The sequence below is a fragment of the Streptomyces sp. NBC_00631 genome (assembly GCF_045206895.1).
Lineage (GTDB): Bacteria > Actinomycetota > Actinomycetes > Streptomycetales > Streptomycetaceae > Streptomyces.
Genome location: NZ_CP107734.1, coordinates 4,460,497 through 4,476,032, shown reverse-complemented (window position 1 = coordinate 4,476,032; position 15,536 = coordinate 4,460,497). Strand labels below are relative to the sequence as shown.

Annotated in this window: 16 protein-coding genes and 1 tRNA gene; 12 read left to right on the top strand and 5 right to left on the bottom strand. The window is 70.3% G+C overall.

The window, feature by feature from the left end; translation table 11 throughout:
* Positions 1-109: 109 nt before the first annotated feature.
* On the bottom strand, positions 110-1,408 hold the full coding sequence (locus tag OHB00_RS20505; RefSeq protein ID WP_406436345.1) for a PTS transporter subunit EIIC: 1,299 nt from the start codon (positions 1,406-1,408) through the stop codon (positions 110-112).
* 200 nt (positions 1,409-1,608) lie between these two features.
* Between OHB00_RS20505 and OHB00_RS20500 the strand changes: the two genes are divergently transcribed.
* The 4 genes from OHB00_RS20500 (at position 1,609) to rdgB (ending at position 3,840) form a co-directional block, all read left to right on the top strand.
* The gene (locus OHB00_RS20500) at positions 1,609-1,842 is read left to right on the top strand and encodes a glucose PTS transporter subunit EIIB (RefSeq protein WP_234544142.1); all 234 of its coding nucleotides are present in this window, start codon (positions 1,609-1,611) and stop codon (positions 1,840-1,842) included.
* A gap of 76 nt (positions 1,843-1,918) precedes the next feature.
* Positions 1,919-2,659, top strand: a complete 741-nt coding sequence (gene rph / locus OHB00_RS20495) for a ribonuclease PH (RefSeq protein ID WP_406436344.1) — start codon at positions 1,919-1,921, stop codon at positions 2,657-2,659.
* A gap of 128 nt (positions 2,660-2,787) precedes the next feature.
* Positions 2,788-3,195: a hypothetical protein gene (locus OHB00_RS20490; RefSeq protein WP_406436343.1), complete on the top strand. Its 408-nt coding sequence runs from the start codon at positions 2,788-2,790 to the stop codon at positions 3,193-3,195.
* Positions 3,196-3,228: 33 nt separating this feature from the next.
* Positions 3,229-3,840 carry an RdgB/HAM1 family non-canonical purine NTP pyrophosphatase gene (gene rdgB, locus OHB00_RS20485; protein WP_406436342.1) on the top strand — a complete coding sequence of 204 codons (612 nt, stop codon included), beginning with the start codon at positions 3,229-3,231 and terminating at the stop codon, positions 3,838-3,840.
* A 41-nt stretch (positions 3,841-3,881) separates the two neighbouring features.
* Here the strand turns inward: rdgB and OHB00_RS20480 are convergent.
* Positions 3,882-3,966 (bottom strand) — tRNA-Leu (locus OHB00_RS20480).
* A 201-nt stretch (positions 3,967-4,167) separates the two neighbouring features.
* Positions 4,168-4,635 (bottom strand): thioredoxin-dependent thiol peroxidase, encoded by a 468-nt coding sequence (gene bcp / locus OHB00_RS20475; protein ID WP_406436341.1) that lies wholly within the window; start codon positions 4,633-4,635, stop codon positions 4,168-4,170.
* Between the two features lie 104 nt (positions 4,636-4,739).
* On the opposite strand from bcp, the gene OHB00_RS20470 reads away from it, so the two are divergent.
* A complete protein-coding gene (locus OHB00_RS20470) occupies positions 4,740-5,072 on the top strand; it encodes a DUF3618 domain-containing protein (RefSeq protein WP_406436340.1) in 333 nt (110 codons plus the stop codon).
* Positions 5,073-5,152: 80 nt separating this feature from the next.
* Complete coding sequence (locus tag OHB00_RS20465) at positions 5,153-5,455, top strand: GroES family chaperonin (RefSeq protein WP_406445900.1); 303 nt, start codon at positions 5,153-5,155, stop codon at positions 5,453-5,455.
* 79 nt (positions 5,456-5,534) lie between these two features.
* Here the strand turns inward: OHB00_RS20465 and OHB00_RS20460 are convergent, their stop codons facing one another.
* On the bottom strand, positions 5,535-7,856 hold the full coding sequence (locus OHB00_RS20460) for a transglycosylase domain-containing protein (protein WP_406445898.1): 2,322 nt from the start codon (positions 7,854-7,856) through the stop codon (positions 5,535-5,537).
* A gap of 812 nt (positions 7,857-8,668) precedes the next feature.
* Here OHB00_RS20460 and OHB00_RS20455 point away from each other — a divergent pair.
* The 4 genes from OHB00_RS20455 (at position 8,669) to OHB00_RS20440 (ending at position 12,183) form a co-directional block, all read left to right on the top strand.
* Positions 8,669-9,469: an ABC transporter permease gene (locus tag OHB00_RS20455; protein ID WP_406436339.1), complete on the top strand. Its 801-nt coding sequence runs from the start codon at positions 8,669-8,671 to the stop codon at positions 9,467-9,469.
* A gap of 136 nt (positions 9,470-9,605) precedes the next feature.
* Positions 9,606-10,370: an ABC transporter permease gene (locus OHB00_RS20450; RefSeq protein WP_406445896.1), complete on the top strand. Its 765-nt coding sequence runs from the start codon at positions 9,606-9,608 to the stop codon at positions 10,368-10,370.
* Between the two features lie 31 nt (positions 10,371-10,401).
* Positions 10,402-11,400, top strand: coding sequence for an ATP-binding cassette domain-containing protein (locus tag OHB00_RS20445; RefSeq protein ID WP_406436338.1), 999 nt, complete (start codon positions 10,402-10,404; stop codon positions 11,398-11,400).
* A gap of 33 nt (positions 11,401-11,433) precedes the next feature.
* Complete coding sequence (locus OHB00_RS20440) at positions 11,434-12,183, top strand: DUF1707 domain-containing protein (protein ID WP_406436337.1); 750 nt, start codon at positions 11,434-11,436, stop codon at positions 12,181-12,183.
* A 233-nt stretch (positions 12,184-12,416) separates the two neighbouring features.
* On the opposite strand, the gene OHB00_RS20435 is transcribed toward OHB00_RS20440, so the two are convergent.
* Complete coding sequence (locus OHB00_RS20435; protein WP_406436336.1) at positions 12,417-13,082, bottom strand: DUF4097 family beta strand repeat-containing protein; 666 nt, start codon at positions 13,080-13,082, stop codon at positions 12,417-12,419.
* Positions 13,083-13,304: 222 nt separating this feature from the next.
* Here OHB00_RS20435 and OHB00_RS20430 point away from each other — a divergent pair, with 222 nt between their 5' ends.
* Positions 13,305-14,066 carry a helix-turn-helix domain-containing protein gene (locus OHB00_RS20430; RefSeq protein ID WP_406436335.1) on the top strand — a complete coding sequence of 254 codons (762 nt, stop codon included), beginning with the start codon at positions 13,305-13,307 and terminating at the stop codon, positions 14,064-14,066.
* A 145-nt stretch (positions 14,067-14,211) separates the two neighbouring features.
* On the top strand, positions 14,212-15,516 hold the full coding sequence (locus OHB00_RS20425; protein WP_406436334.1) for a DUF445 domain-containing protein: 1,305 nt from the start codon (positions 14,212-14,214) through the stop codon (positions 15,514-15,516).
* Positions 15,517-15,536 lie beyond the last annotated feature (20 nt).

The following is a 15,536-nucleotide window of genomic DNA, read 5'->3' as shown; positions in this document are numbered from 1 at the left end:
ACACCACTCAGTGGTGTAGACCTGTTGTACACGATGGGGGCGATATAAGGAACCCGTCAATTCCGCAACCGGAGCGCTACGCCCTGTACGCCATACGGCGACAGGCTGCTTAGGCCTTGGTGACGTCCTCCACCTCGTCTTCCGGTTCCCGCCCGGGGGTCTTCAGGTCGAACCGGGTGATGGCGAACCGGAAGATCGCGTAGTACACCGCCGCGAAGCAGAGACCGATCGGGATGATCGCCCAAGGCCGCGTCGCCAGCTTCCAGTTGATGACGTAGTCGATGAGCCCCGCGGAGAAGCTGAACCCGTCGTGCACCCCCAGCCCCCACGTCACCGCCATCGACACCCCCGTCAGCACCGCGTGCACCACGTACAGCAGCGGCGCGATGAACATGAACGAGTACTCGATCGGCTCGGTGATGCCGGTCACGAACGACGTCAGCGCCACCGACAGCATCAGACCGACGATCTCCTTGCGCCGGTGCGGCTTCGCACAGTGCGCGATGGCGAGCGCGGCGGCCGGCAGCGCGAACATCATGATCGGGAAGAACCCCGAGGTGAACTGACCCGCCTGCGGATCACCCGCCAGGAACATGTTGATGTCACCGTGCACCGTCCGCCCGTCGGGCGTGGTGTAACTGCCGAACTGGAACCAGATGGGCACGTTCAGGAACTGGTGCAGCCCGACCACCAGCAGCGCCCGGTTCGCGAGCCCGAACACCCCCGCGCCCCGCGCCCCCGCCTCCCGCAGCCAGTGACTGAAGCTCTCCAGACCGCTTCCGATCGGCGGCCAGATCCACAGGCACAGCGCGGCGAACCCGATGGCCACGAACGACATGATGATCGGGACCAGCCGCCGCCCGTTGAAGAACCCCAGCCAGTCCACCAGCCTCGTCCGGTGGTACCGGGCCCAGAAGAAGGCGGTCAGCAGCCCCAGCGCGATCCCGCCGAAGACCCCCGGATTCTGGAACGTGAACGTCGACACCGTCCCGTCGCTCACCTGGCACCCGATCCCCGGCAGCGTCCGCGACCCGCCGGGACAGTCCTCCGGGAACTGGTGCAGCACCCCGTAATAGACGAGGAAGCCCGTCACCGCCGCCAGCGCCGTCGAACCGTCCGCCTTCTTCGCCATCCCGATCGCGACGCCGACACAGAACAGCAGCGGCAGCCCGACCGAACCGTCGAGCAGCGCCCCGCCCGCCCCCTGCATCACCTTGGAGACCGCCTCCCAGCCCACCCCGTGCACGCCGAACACGTCGGGCTGGCCCAGCCGGTTGAGGATCCCCGCCGCCGGCAGCACCGCGATCGGCAGCTGCAGACTGCGGCCCATCTTCTGCAGCCCCTGGAACAACATGTGCCACCGCTCCCGCGCGGGGCTGACCGTACTGTCGGCGCTGTCGGCACTCATGGGCGCGTCCTCCGGGCCGCTCGGCGGTACCGCGGGACCGCCGCGGGGTTTGTCGACCACCCGCCAGCTGGTGTAGACCAGTCGGCAGACGGTTCCGCCGCGGTGCTCGCCATCATTCGGCACCCGCGGTACTGCCGCTCGCAAAGATGGGCCAACTGTGGGTTACTGCGAAAAAGCGGTTCGGATCAGGGAGAAGGAACATGGCCAGCAAGGCTGAGAAGATCGTCGCCGGCCTCGGCGGAATCGAGAACATCGACGAGATCGAAGGCTGCATCACCCGGCTGCGCACCGAGGTGCACGACGCCTCCAAGGTCGACGACGCCGCCCTGAAGGCCGCCGGCGCCCACGGCGTCGTCAAGATGGGCACCGCCATCCAGGTCGTCATCGGCACCGACGCCGACCCGATCGCCGCGGAGATCGAAGACATGATGTGAGCCTTCCGCTCACTGCACAAGGGGCTCTTCCCACCGGGGGAGAGCCCCTTCGCACGCTCCGGATAGGCTCGTCGCCATGTCTCGAATCGACGGCCGCACCCCCGAACAACTCCGCCCGGTCACCATCGAACGCGGCTGGAGCAAGCACGCCGAGGGCTCCGTCCTCGTCTCCTTCGGCGACACCAAGGTCTTCTGCACCGCCTCCGTCACCGAAGGCGTCCCCCGCTGGCGCAAGGGCAGCGGCGAGGGCTGGGTCACCGCGGAGTACGCCATGCTCCCCCGCGCCACCAACACCCGCGGCGACCGCGAGTCCGTCAAGGGCAGGATCGGCGGCCGCACCCACGAGATCTCCCGCCTCATCGGCCGCTCCCTGCGCGCCGTCATCGACTACAAGGCCCTCGGCGAGAACACCGTCGTCCTCGACTGCGACGTCCTCCAGGCCGACGGCGGCACCCGCACCGCCGCCATCACCGGCGCGTACGTCGCCCTCGCCGACGCCGTCACCTGGGCCCGGGAGCGCAAGCTCGTCAAGGCCGGCCGCCAGCCCCTGACCGGCACCGTCTCGGCCGTCTCGGTCGGCATCGTCGGCGGAGTGCCCTTGCTCGACCTCTGCTACGAGGAGGACGTCAGGGCCGAGACCGACATGAACGTCGTCTGCACCGGCGACGGCCGCTTCGTCGAGGTCCAGGGCACCGCCGAGGCCGAGCCCTTCGCCCGCGACGAGCTCAACGCCCTCCTCGACCTCGCCGTCGCCGGCTGCGCCGACCTCGCGGCCATCCAGCGCGCGGCACTCGAAGCCGCCCGCACGGAAAAGTAAAGGAAACCAAAAAAGCCGAGGTGTGGCGAGGCAACCCGGGCGGCCGACCCCGCGTCCCTGTCAATACGGGCGCACGGCTCGTACAACCGTGCGCCCGGCCAGCCACACCACGGGGAGGACACACCACCATGGCCGCCAGCCGACGCCGAGGACGCCGTCGCGTCACCACCACCGCCGCCGTGGCCGCGACCGCCGCTCTCACCATCGCCCTCCTCGCCGGCTGCGACTCGGTGAACACGGCCCTGGACTGCGTCCGCACCGCCGACTCCATCGCCGACAGCGTCACCTCCCTCCAGCAGGCCGTGGAGAACGCCGCGAACGACCCCACCCGGACCGACGCCTCCCTCGACTCCATCCAGCAGAACCTGAGGAAGATCGGCGACAGGACCGACGACGCCGACGTCAACAAGGCGGTCGACAACCTCCAGAAGGCCGTGGACGACGTCCGCACCGCGGTCAGGAACGGCGACTCGACCCCCGACGTCACCCCCGTCACCGACGCGGCCGGTGAACTGACCAAGGTCTGCACGCCGTAAGCGCGAGCCCGGGCCCTTGGGATACTGCCGCCCATGACCACGACGACCCGCCTGATCCTCGCCACCCGCAACGCCGGAAAGATCACCGAGCTGCACGCGATCCTCGCGGAGGCGGGGCTGCCCCACGAACTGGTGGGCGCGGACGCGTACCCGGAGATCCCCGACGTCAAGGAAACAGGCGTCACCTTCGCCGAGAACGCCCTGCTCAAGGCCCACGCCCTCGCCCAGGCCACGGGCCTCCCGGCGATCGCCGACGACTCCGGCCTCTGTGTGGACGTCCTGAACGGCGCCCCCGGCATCTTCTCCGCCCGCTGGGCCGGCCGCCACGGCGACGACAAGGCCAACCTGGACCTGCTCCTCGCTCAGCTCGCGGACATCGCCGAGGAACACCGGGGCGCCCACTTCGCCTGCGCGGCGGCTCTGGCGTTGCCCGACGGTACGGAGCGCGTGGTCGAGGGCCGGCTGCGGGGAGTCCTCCGCCATGCGCCCGTCGGCACCAACGGCTTCGGCTACGACCCGATCCTCCAGCCGGAGGGCGAGACCCGCACCTGCGCCGAGCTCAGCCCGGAGGAGAAGAACGCGATCAGCCACCGGGGGCAGGCGTTCCGGGCGCTGGTGCCGGTGGTGCGGGAGCTGTTGGGCTGAGACACGGCGAGGGGCCGCCCGGACGGGCGGCCCCTCAGGTGTGCGGCCGGTGGGACTCGAACCCACACGGGTGTTAACCCACTGGGACCTAAACCCAGCATGACTGCCAAATTCCATCACGGCCGCTCAAAAGCGGTCATCGCAACTGACCGCAGGCGCTCAGTCTACGGGGCCGACGGGTTGTGCTGCGAGAGCCTTCCGTCAGTCGCGGCACCACATCCCCGTCGCCGCACGGCAGTTCGAGCCAGGCCGCCCCTCGCCGTGACCGGCCGCCAAAACGGCCCGCGCCGGATGTACCGGTGCGGGCCGTGACCGCGGGGCAGGCCTTCAGATGCCCAGATCCTTGATGATCTTGGCGACGTGGCCGGTGGCGCGGACGTTGTAGAGGGCCTTCTCGACCTTGCCCTGCTCGTCCACGATGATCGTGGAGCGGATGACGCCCAGGTAGGTCCTGCCGTAGTTCATCTTCTCGCCGAAGGCGCCGTAGGCGTCGAGGACCTTCTTGTCGGGGTCGGCGAGGAGGGTGACCTTGAGGTTCTCCTTCTCGCGGAACTTGCCGAGCTTCTCCGGGGCGTCGGGGGAGATGCCGAGGACGTCGTAGCCCGCGTCGGCGAGGAGGGAGAGGTTGTCGGTGAAGTCGCACGCCTGCTTCGTGCAGCCTGGGGTGAGGGCTGCGGGGTAGAAGTAGACGATGACCTTGCGGCCCTTGTGGGCGGAGAGGGACACCTCGTTGCCGTCGGCGTCGGAGAGGGTGAAGTCGGGGGCCACGTCCCCGGGCTGGAGTCGCTCGCTCATCGGTCTAGCGTAACGGGGGGTCCTGACCGTGCGGCGGCGGCGAGAGCTGACAGACTGTCCAGAACAGGCAGTACGGCAGTACGGCAGACTTCGGAGGGCCCACGGTGGCGGAGACGTCGGACACCAGAACCCCGGCGCAGATCGAGGCGGACATCAAGCGCCGCCGCGAGGCGCTGGCCGAGACGCTGGACGAGATCGGGGTGCGGGTGCATCCGAAGACCATCGTCGGCGATGCGAAGGCCAAGGTCGCGGCCAACGTCGATCACACGCTCGGAAGGGCCTACGTCCAGGTCAACCGGGTTGTGAGCGATGTGAAGGCCCAGTTCGTGGACGAAGAGGGCGCGCCGCGGCTGGAGCGGGTCGTGCCGGTGGCGCTCGTCGCCGTGGGCGTGGTCGGTCTGCTGTTCTTCAGCGGCACCCGGCGGCGCAAGAGCTGACCAGAGGCAGGTAGGTTCAAGGCGTGAGCGCCAAGAGAGACGAGCTGAGCAGCGGCCAGCACGACAAGCTGCCGATCCGGATGCTGCACGACCGGGTCCTGGTCAAGCAGGACACCGGGGAGGGTGAGCGACGGTCGGGCGGGGGCATCCTCATTCCCGCCACGGCGGCCGTCGGGCGCCGGCTGGCCTGGGCCGAGGTGGTCGCGGTCGGTCAGAACGTGCGGACGGTGGAGCCCGGTGACCGGGTGCTGTACGACCCGGAGGACCGCGCCGAGGTCGAGGTGCAGGGGGTGGCGTACGTGCTGATGCGCGAGCGCGACCTGCACGCGGTGGCCGCCGACCGGTTCGAGGGCTCGGAGGACTCGACCGGCCTGTACCTCTGACTCGGACTGGCTCGGAGACCCGAAGGGGCCCGGTGACCGTGGTCACCGGGCCCCTTCGTCGCGCCAGGGCGGCCGGCGGTCACTGGACGAAGCCGAACCCGCCTCCGTCGCCCGCTGTCGTGCCGGTGGTGGTGCCGGTGTCGGTGCCCGCCGTCGTCCCGGTACTGGTGCCGTCGGTCGTGGTCCCGGTGGAGGTTCCGGAGTCCGTGCCCGAGGTGGTGGTACCGGAGTCGGTGCCGGCGGTCGTCGTACCGGACGTGGTGGTGCCGGCGGTGGTGGAGCCGTCCGTCGTACCGCCGTCGGTGGTCCCGTTGGTGGGGGTGCCGCTCGTGCCGCCGTTGTCCTGGCCGCCGCCGGTGGTGCCGCCGTTGTCCTGGTTCCCGCCGGTGGTGCCGCCGTTGTCCTGGCCGCCGGTGCCCGGGGTGGCCGTGCTCTGGGTGGGCGGGGCCACGGTCTCGGCGCCGGCCTGGAGGTCCAGGTCGAAGTCGGAGGCGGTGGTGCCCTGCAGGGCGGCCTTGGTGTACTGCGCCCAGATCTCGGTCGGGGCCCCGCCGCCGTTGATGCGCTGCAGGCCGAGCGCGCCGTACAGCGACTTGTGGGCGGCGGTCACCGGGTCCTGGCCCATCACGGAGACGACGGTGGCCAGGTCGGGGGTGTAGCCCGCGAACCAGGCGGCGGTGTCCTCCTCGGCGGTGCCGGTCTTGCCGGCGGCCGGGCGGCCCGCGGCCTGGGCGGCGGTGGCGGTGCCGTTGTCGACCACGCTCTGCAGGATGGAGGTGGTGGTGTCGGCGGCCTGCCGGCTGACGGCCTGCTTGGTCGTCGACTCCGGCAGCTTGATGTCCTGCGTGCCGTCCTTCGTGATCTTCTCGACCATCGTGTATGTGCCGTGCCTGCCGTGGTTGGCGAGCGTGGCGTAGGCCTCCGCCATGTCCAGGACGCTGGCGGTGGCGGTGCCGAGGGCGATGGACGGGTAGGGCTGGAGGTCCTTGGTGTCGGCGGGGATGCCCAGGCCGACGGCGGTCTGCTTGACCTTGGAGGGGCCGACGTCGACGGCCATCTGCGCGTACACCGAGTTCACGGAGAGGTCGGTGGCCTTGCGGACGGTGATCTGGCCGTACGACTTCTCGTCCTCGTTCTCCGGTGCGTAGGCACCGCCGGACCAGCCCTGGACGGCGCGCTTGTCGGTGCCGTCGTAGTAGGTGTTCGGGGTGATGGTCTGGCCGGACTGGGTGGTGGAGCCGTTGTCGACGGCGGAGGCGAAGACGAAGGGCTTGAAGGTCGAGCCGACCTGGAAGTCACCGCGGGTCGCGCCGTTGGTGTACTGCTTCACGTAGTCGATGCCGCCGTACATGGCGACGACCTGGCCGGTCTTCGGGTCGACGGAGGCACCGCCGGCCCGCACGTAGTTGTCGACCTTGTTGTTCTTCTTGTCCAGCTTGGAGATCAGCTTGTCGTCGACCGCCTTCACGAAGGCGTTCTGCCTGGACTTCTGCAGGGTGGTGGTGATGCGGTAGCCGCCGGCCTCCAGGGAGTCCGAGTCGACGATCTTGTTCTTGATCAGGTAGTCGTTGACCGCGTTGACGATGTAGCCGCGCTGTCCGGACATGCCGGTGGAGACGGTCTGCTCCTTGGGCATCGGGAACTTCATGGTGGCCCGCTTGGACTCGGTGAGCCAGCCCTTCTTGACCATGCCGTCGAGGACGTAGTTCCAGCGGGCGACGGCCGCGGCCTTGTTCTCGGGGTGGGCGACGACGTCGTACTCGCTGGGCGCGTTGACGAGCGCGGCGAGGTAGGCGGCGCGGGCCGGGTCGAGGTCGGTGGCGTCCTTGCCGTAGTAGGCCTGGGCGGCGGCCTGGATGCCGTAGGCGTTGCGGCCGAAGTAGCTGGTGTTGAGGTAGCCCTCCAGGATCTGGTCCTTGGACTCGCTGCGGTCCAGCTTGATCGAGATGAAGAACTCCTTCACCTTGCGGGTGACGGTCTGCTCCTGGGCGAGGTAGTAGTTCTTCACGTACTGCTGGGTGATCGTCGAGCCGGACTGGGTGCCCTTGCCGGTGGCGGTGTTCCAGGCGGCGCGCACCATCGCCTTGGGGTCGACGGCGGACTCGGTGTAGAAGTCCCGGTCCTCGGCGGCGAGCACGGCGTGCTGGGCGGCCACGGAGACCTGGGCGAGGGTCACGTTCTCCCGGTTGACCTCGCCGTCGCGGGCGAGCTGGGAGCCGTCGGCGTACAGGTAGACGTTGGACTGCTTGGTGGCGAACGTGTTGGCCGCCGGGATCTTCACCATCGAGTAGCCGAGGAAGAACAGGCCGATCAGCAGGAGTACGCCGATCACGAAGGTGCCGAGCAGCATCCGCCAGGTGGGGAGGATCCGCCGCCACCCGGTCCGCTTGGGCCGCTTCATCTTCTTCTCGCCCCCCTTTGTTTCCACCGCCGCCGATCCGGCCACGGGCGCCTCCGCCGCCCGGGGTCCCGGAACCGGGGCCGGGGCGGGGACCGATGCCGAGGCTGCGCCGGGGACCGGTGCCGGGGGCGCGGCGGGTGCCGCCGCCTTCGGCGCCCTGATCGCCTTGAGCTGCCGCGTCTGCGTGTCCTGCCCGTCCCGCGGGTTCGGCCTGGTCTGCCGGTCCTGCCTGTTCTCGGCCGGGCCCTGCCGGCTCTCGGCCGGGTTCTGCCGGTTCCCGGCCGCCGCGGGCGGTTGCGCCTTCGGCGCCGTGACCGCGGTGAGCTGCCGCGTCTGCGTGTCCTCGGCCGTCGGCCGCGGCGGCGCGATCTTCTTCTCGCCGGCCCCCGGCCGCTGCTCGGTCCTCGCCTCCCCGGCCCGCTCGGCTTCCCCGGGCTGCTGGGCCTGCTTGGCCTCCGCGGCCTGGCCGGCCGCCGCGGGCGGCTCCGGCTTCTTCGCCTCGGCCCCCGGCCGCGGAGGGGTCTGCTGCTCCTCGGCCGCGGCCGGCGGCTCCGTCGGGCCTCCGCCGCCCTGGCTCGGCTGTTGCGGCTGCGGCTCGTCGCTCATGTCGTGCACGGACTCCTGTTTCGCGTCGTACGTTCGTTCCCGTACGACCTCGTACGCTTCTGCGCCCCCTGTTGAAGACTCTCGCACCGTGCGTTCCGTTCCCGGATTCCGGCACGCTTCGGTCACGGAAATTGCGTGGCCTGCGATGTCGTCGGCGCAGTAGGCTCCTGCGCTTCGGTGTCGGGCGGTCCGGGAGGTCGGTTGGCGTGGGTGCGGGACGGTTGTACACGGCCGTCGCGGCGGGGGGTTTCCGACGGTACGCGACGTATCGGGCGGCCACTGCGGCCGGGGTGTTCACCAACACGGCCTTCGGGATCATCCTCGTCTACACGTACTTGGCGCTGTGGGACGAGAAACCGCACCTCGGAGGCTATGACCAGGCCCAGGCGGTGACCTATGTGTGGCTCGGGCAGTGCCTGTACGCCACGCTCGCGATCCAGGGCGGGGGCGCTGAAAAAGACCTGATGGAGCGTATCCGGACCGGCGCGATCGCGGTTGACCTGTACCGTCCGGCCGATCTTCAACTGTGGTGGCTGGCGACCGATTTGGGTCGCTCGCTGTTCCAGTTGCTGGGGCGGGGCGTGATCCCCTTCCTGGTCGGCGCCGTGTTCTTCCCGATGGCGCTGCCCGCGGACGCCGGTACCTGGGCCGCCTTCCTGGTGGCGCTGTTCCTCGCGATGGCCGTCAGCTTCGGTATCCGCTACCTGGTCGCGCTCAGCGTGTTCTGGCTGATGGACGGTATGGGCGTCAACCAGGTCATGATGATCACGGGGGTCTTCTTCTCGGGGATGACCCTGCCGCTGAACGTCTTCCCGGGCGGCTTCGGCGAGGTGGTCCGCGCCCTGCCGTGGGCGGCGCAGATCCAGATGCCCGCGGATGTGCTGCTGGGGGAGAGGGGGGTGGCGGGGGCGTTGGCCTTCCAGGCCGCCTGGGCGGTGGCGCTGCTGACGGCGGGCCGGCTGCTGCAGACGGCGGCGACGCGACGGGTGGTGGTGCAGGGTGGATGAGCGAGCTCCGCACGAGTGGCGCGGCGCGGGTGTTCCCGACGGGTGGCCCGGTACCGGCGGGCGGGTCCGGGCCGGGTGGCGCGGTGCGGCTGAGCGGGCCCGGGACGGGCTGCGGGCGTACCGGCTGATCGCCGGGATGTGGATCCGGTCCACGATGATCTACCGCACGTCCTTCGCTCTCACGATGGCCGGGAACCTGGTGGTGACCGGGCTGGACTTCGCCACGATCCTGCTGATGTTCTCGCAGGTCGACTCGCTCGGCGGCTGGTCGCTGCCCGAGGTCTGCTTCCTGTACGGCCTGTCGGCGACCGCGTTCGGCGTCGCCGACCTGGTGCTGGGCTCGATGGACGTGCTGGGTACGCGGATCCGCGACGGCTCCTTCGACACGCTGCTGGTCCGGCCGGCCCCGGTGCTCGCCCAGATCGGCGCGGACCACTTCGCGCTGCGCCGCCTGGGCCGGATCACTCAGGGCGCGATGGTGCTGGGCTGGGCACTGGTCTCCGTCGACGTCGACTGGACGCCGGCGAAGGCCCTGCTGGTCCCGTTGATGCTGGCCGGCGGCGCCGGCATCTTCTGCGCGCTCTTCGTGGCGGGCGCGGCCTTCCAGTTCCTGGCGCAGGACGCGGCGGAGGTGCAGAACGCGTTCACGTACGGCGGTACGACGCTGCTCCAGTACCCGCCGACGGTCTTCGGGAAGGACTTCGTGCGCGGGGTGACGTTCATGCTGCCGCTGGCCTTCGTCAACTGGGTGCCGGCCGCGTACGTCCTGGGGCGGCCGTATCCGCTGCGGCTGCCGGCGTGGACGGCGTGGACGGCGCCGCTGGTGGCGGTGGCCTGCTGCGCGCTGGCGGGTCTGGCATGGCGGGCGGGCCTCAGGTCGTATCGAAGTACGGGAAGTTGATCTGATGGTCGGGGCACAGGGAGCTGATCTGATGTCGGACGTGTTCATCGAGGTCGACGCGGTGGAGAAGGTCTTCGAGGTCCGCAAGAAGACCGGGTTCCTGAAACGGGAACGGCGGCAGGTACGGGCGGTCGACTCGCTCTCCTTCACGGTGGCGCGCGGCGAGATGGTCGGCTACATCGGCCCGAACGGCGCCGGCAAGTCGACCACGATCAAGATGCTGACGGGCATCCTGACCCCGAGCGGCGGCCGGCTCCGGGTGGCCGGCATCGACCCGTCCCGGGAGCGCACCCGCCTGGCCCACCGCATCGGTGTGGTCTTCGGCCAGCGCACGACCCTGTGGTGGGACCTCCCCCTCATCGACTCCTACCGTCTGATGCACCGCATGTACCGCATCCCGGACGCCCGTTACGCGGAGAACCTGGACCGCCTGGTCGAACTGCTCTCGCTGAGCAGTCTGTTGGACGTCCCGGTACGGCAGCTCTCGCTCGGTCAGCGGATGCGCGGCGACATCGTGGCGGCGCTGCTGCACGACCCGGACGTCCTCTACCTCGACGAGCCGACGATCGGCCTCGACGTGATCTCGAAGGCCAAGGTCCGCGCCTTCCTGCGGGAGCTGAACACCGAACGCGGCACCACGGTCCTGCTGACCACCCACGACCTCCAGGACATCGAGCAGTTGTGCTCGCGCGTGATGGTCATCGACCACGGGCGGCTGATGTACGACGGTCCGCTCGCCGGCCTGCACGAGGCAGGGGAGAGCGAGCGCACCCTCGTGGTCGACCTGGAGCGGGAGCTCCCGCCGATCGACGTCGGACCGGCGGCGCGGGTGGTGAAGGTGGAGGGCCCCAGGCAGTGGCTGGCGTTCCCGGCGTCGGAGTCGGCGGCGCCGCTGGTCGCGCGGGTCGCGGCGGAGTATCCCTTGCTGGACCTGTCCGTCCGGGAGCCGGACATCGAGACGGTGATCGCGGCGATGCTGTATCCCATGGGGGACACCCCCAAGCCCCCGTCCGAGCAGCCGACGGCATAGTCCCCGGCGCCGCGAACTCGTAGTCTGCACACCATGACCGACGATGCCCCGGAGCTGCGCGCCTCCGACGCCGATCGTGAACGTGTCGCCGAGATCCTCAGGGACGCCCTCGCGGAGGGGCGGCTCGACATGGAGGAGTTCGAGGAGCGGCTGGAGGCGACGTACCGGGCCCGGACCTACGGTGAGCTGACGCCCATCACCAGGGACCTGCCGGTGGAGAGGGTGCCGACGGTTTCCCTGCACAAGGAACCGGTGGACAGAGGGAGTTGGGGGAGCCGGATCGTCGGCGGCGAGGGTTCGTCGTCGTGGGCGATGGCCGTGATGTCCGGGTTCCAGCGCAAGGGCCGCTGGACGGTGCCGAAGCGGTTCACCGGATTCACCTTCATGGGCGGCGGCGAGATCGACCTGCGCGAGGCGAACTTCGCTGACGGCGAGGTCGAGCTCAACTGCATCGCGATCATGGGTGGGATCAGCGTGGTTGTGCCGCCGGGCGTCGAGGTGGTGATGCGGGGCATCGCCGTCATGGGGGGCTTCGACCACTACGAGGAGGAGACCCTGCCCGACCCGGCCGCCCCCAGGGTGATCGTGACGGGCCTCGCCTTCTGGGGCGGCGTCGAGGTGGAGCACAAGGTGACGAAGGCGGAACGCCGGCGCGTGAAGGAGGAACGCCGCCTGGAGCACCTGGACCGCAGATCAGCCCGGCACGAACTGCACGAGGCCCGGCACGAATGGCGCGAACAACGCCGCGAGGAACGGGAGCGGCGGAGGCACGGCGACCACTGAGGGCGTCGGCCGGGCGCGGGAGTTGCCGGGGCGCGGTGGCGGCTGGGGCGCTGCGGTTGCTGGAGCGTGGCGGCGGCCGGGGCGCGGTGGTGATGAGGGTGGTGATCGTCGAGGGGCTCGGGTTCGCCGAGGGGCTCGTGTCCGGTGCGCACGCGAACGGGCGGCGCACTCCGGCGGGTTGCCGGAGTACGCCGCCCTCACGCCGCCCACGCCCTCGGGGGCCGGCCGCGGATTCAGAGGCTGCGGGCGGTGATGTCGCCCTTGGAGGTGGTGGCGCGGATGTCGAGCTCGGCGGTGCCGTCGTTCTTGAGGGCGTTGCTGACCCGGCCGTAGCCGGTGCCGGCGTCGAGAGTGGCCGAGACGCCGGCGGCGGCGGTCACCGTGATGTCGCCGGACTGGGTGCTCAGCACGACCGTGCCGCGCAGGGCCTCGGCGATCCGGATGTCACCCCGGGCGGTGCTGATCTCCGCGTCGCCGCCCAGCCGGCCGACCTCGACATCGCCGTCGACCGCGGTGAGGCGGAGGCTCGCGGCCTCGTCGATCTTGATCTGGCGGTACGCGCCTTCGAAGGCGACGTCGCCGAGGCGGCCGACCCCGCGGAGCTCGGCGCTGCCCGCCTTGCCCTCGACACGCGAGCCGGCGGGCAGCTGGACGGTCACCTCGACGGATCCGGAGGGGCCGAAGAGCTGGTTCTTCGCCCCCGGCGCGGCGACCCGCAGCACACCGTCGGCGTAGGTGACCTCGATCTGTTCGGCTGCCTTCACGTCGCGGCTCTTGGTGCCGTCGGCCGGAAGGACCTCGACCGTGGTGTCCGCCCGGTCGGCGGCGATGAACCGGATCTGGCCCGCGGGGACGTCGAGGACGGCGGAGACCGGGGCGGGGGTGTCGAACTTCTGCATCGTGCGCTCCTTCGATCCGTTGTTTCTGATGATGGAAACGCTACGTTGCGTTCATGAATGAGGCAATATACGCGTTGCGCAAAGGGGGCATTCTTGCAGCTCACAGGCGAGAATTCGTTGCAATGTCTATGAATCTAATGCAACGGGAGCGATGTCTTCGTTGCAATGGGATGAAGGTGAACGCTATGCTGACGGCACCCAGGAACCACAGAGGAGGCCGTGATGCCGGGAGGCAGGCTCACCCAGCAGGAGCGTCAGCAGATCGCGCTGGGCCTGGCCGACGGCCTCGCCTACGCGGAGATCGCCAGACGTCTCGACCGCCCCACCTCGACGGTCACCCGTGAGGTCATGCGCAACGGCGGTCCCGTCGCCTACCGCCCCGAGATCGCCCATCGCGCCACCGAGCACCGCGCCCACCGCCGCCGCCAGACCGCGCCCCGGCAGGCGGGGACGGCACCGGCGTCGTCCGCCGGACGCGACACCGAGGCCCTGCGCGCGTACGAGGAGGTCTTCACCACCGTCTTCATGCAGCAGGGCCTGCCCAAGATGGCGTCCCGGGTGCTGACCTGCCTCTACACCACCGACGCGGGCAGCGTCACCGCGTCCGAACTCGTCCAGCGGCTCCAGGTCAGCCCGGCGACCGTCTCCAAGACGGTCGCGCTCCTCGAAACCATGGGCCTCATCCGCCGGGAGCGCGACGAGCGCCGCCGCGAACGCTACGTCGTCGACAACGACGTCTGGTACCAGGGCATGATCGCCAGCGCCCGGTCCCACGCCCAGCTCGCCGAGACGGCAAGGCAGGGCGTCGGCGTCCTCGGCCCCGGCACCCCGGCCGCCGTCCGCCTGGAGAACATCGCCCGCTTCGTCGACTTCGTCGGCGAGAGCATGGCCCGCGCCGCCGAACAGGCCCGCGACGTCCTCTACGCGAAACCCGGCCCGCCCCCGCAGGACACCACCGAGTCGGACCCGGACCCGGACCGCTGACGGGAACACTCGCGGAACGTGCCGCCGAAATTTCCCGGACGGACAGGCGGCGGGAACTCCTGCCCCGTTCCGGGAGTAGGTCAGGAAGGGACAATAAGTGCGGGATCACCGTGAGGGTGAAACCGGCCGCGAACGGGTGGAGCAGATGGTGGAACGTACGGGAACGGCGGCGCCGTCCTACAAGTCCATGAACGCCTTCACACCCGCCGACGAGGAACGCCAGGCCGGCGTCCGGCGCATGAAGCGCACGGCGACCGGTCTGCTGCTGCTCGTCGCCCTGGTGTACGCGCTGGCCAGGTGGGCCTCGGGCGCGGGCGCCGGCGCCTGGGCGGACTACGTGGCCGCGGCCGCCGAGGCCGGCATGGTCGGCGCGCTCGCCGACTGGTTCGCGGTGACGGCGATCTTCCGCCACCCCCTCGGCGTGCCCATCCCGCACACCGCGATCATCCCCAACAAGAAGGACCAGCTCGGCGTCTCCCTCGGCGAGTTCGTCGGCGAGAACTTCCTCTCCCAGGACGTCGTACGGCAGCGGCTGCACGCCGTGGGCATCGGCAGCCGGCTCGGCGCCTGGCTGGCGGAGCCGAACAACGCCGACCGGGTCACCGCCGAGCTGGCGACCGCGCTGCGCGGCGCCCTGACCGTGCTGCGGGACTCCGACGTCCAGGCGGTGGTCGGCGAGGCGATCACACGGCGCGCCGACGCCCAGGAGATCGCCCCCGGCATCGGCAAGATGCTGGAGCGGATAGTCGCCGACGGCGGCCACAAGCGGGTCGTGGACCTCGTCGTCACCCGGGCGCACGACTGGCTGGTGCTGCACGGGGACTCCGTCATGGACGCCGTCCAGGGCGGGGCGCCCGGCTGGACGCCCCGGTTCGTCGACCGCCGGGTCGGCGAGCGTGTCTACAAGGAGCTGCTGCGCTTCTGCGCCGAGATGCGCGACATGCCGTCCCACCCGGCCCGCGGCGCCCTCGACCGCTTCCTCTCGGACTTCGCGAACGACCTCCAGTCCGACACGGACACCCGGGCCCGTGTCGAGCGGCTCAAGGGCGAGGTGCTGGGCCGCGGCGAGGTGCAGGACCTGATCGCGTCCGCCTGGACGGCCGTACGATCCATGATCGTCGCGGCGGCCGAGGACGAGCGCAGCGAGCTGCGGCTGCGCGTCCGCGCCTCCCTGCTCTCCCTGGGCGCCCGGATGGCCACCGAGCAGAAGGTCCAGGACAAGGTCGACAGCTGGGTCGAGGGCGCGGCGGTGCACGTCGTGACGACGTACCGCAAGGAGATCACGTCGCTGATCACCGACACGGTGGCCGGCTGGGACGCCGAGCACACCACCCGGAAGATCGAGGCGCACATCGGCCGCGACCTGCAGTTCATCCGGATCAATGGCACGGTGGTGGGGTCGCTGGCCGGGGTGCTGATCTTCACGGTGTCGCGCGCGCTGGGGGCGTAAGGCACCTGGAGCCGGGCACA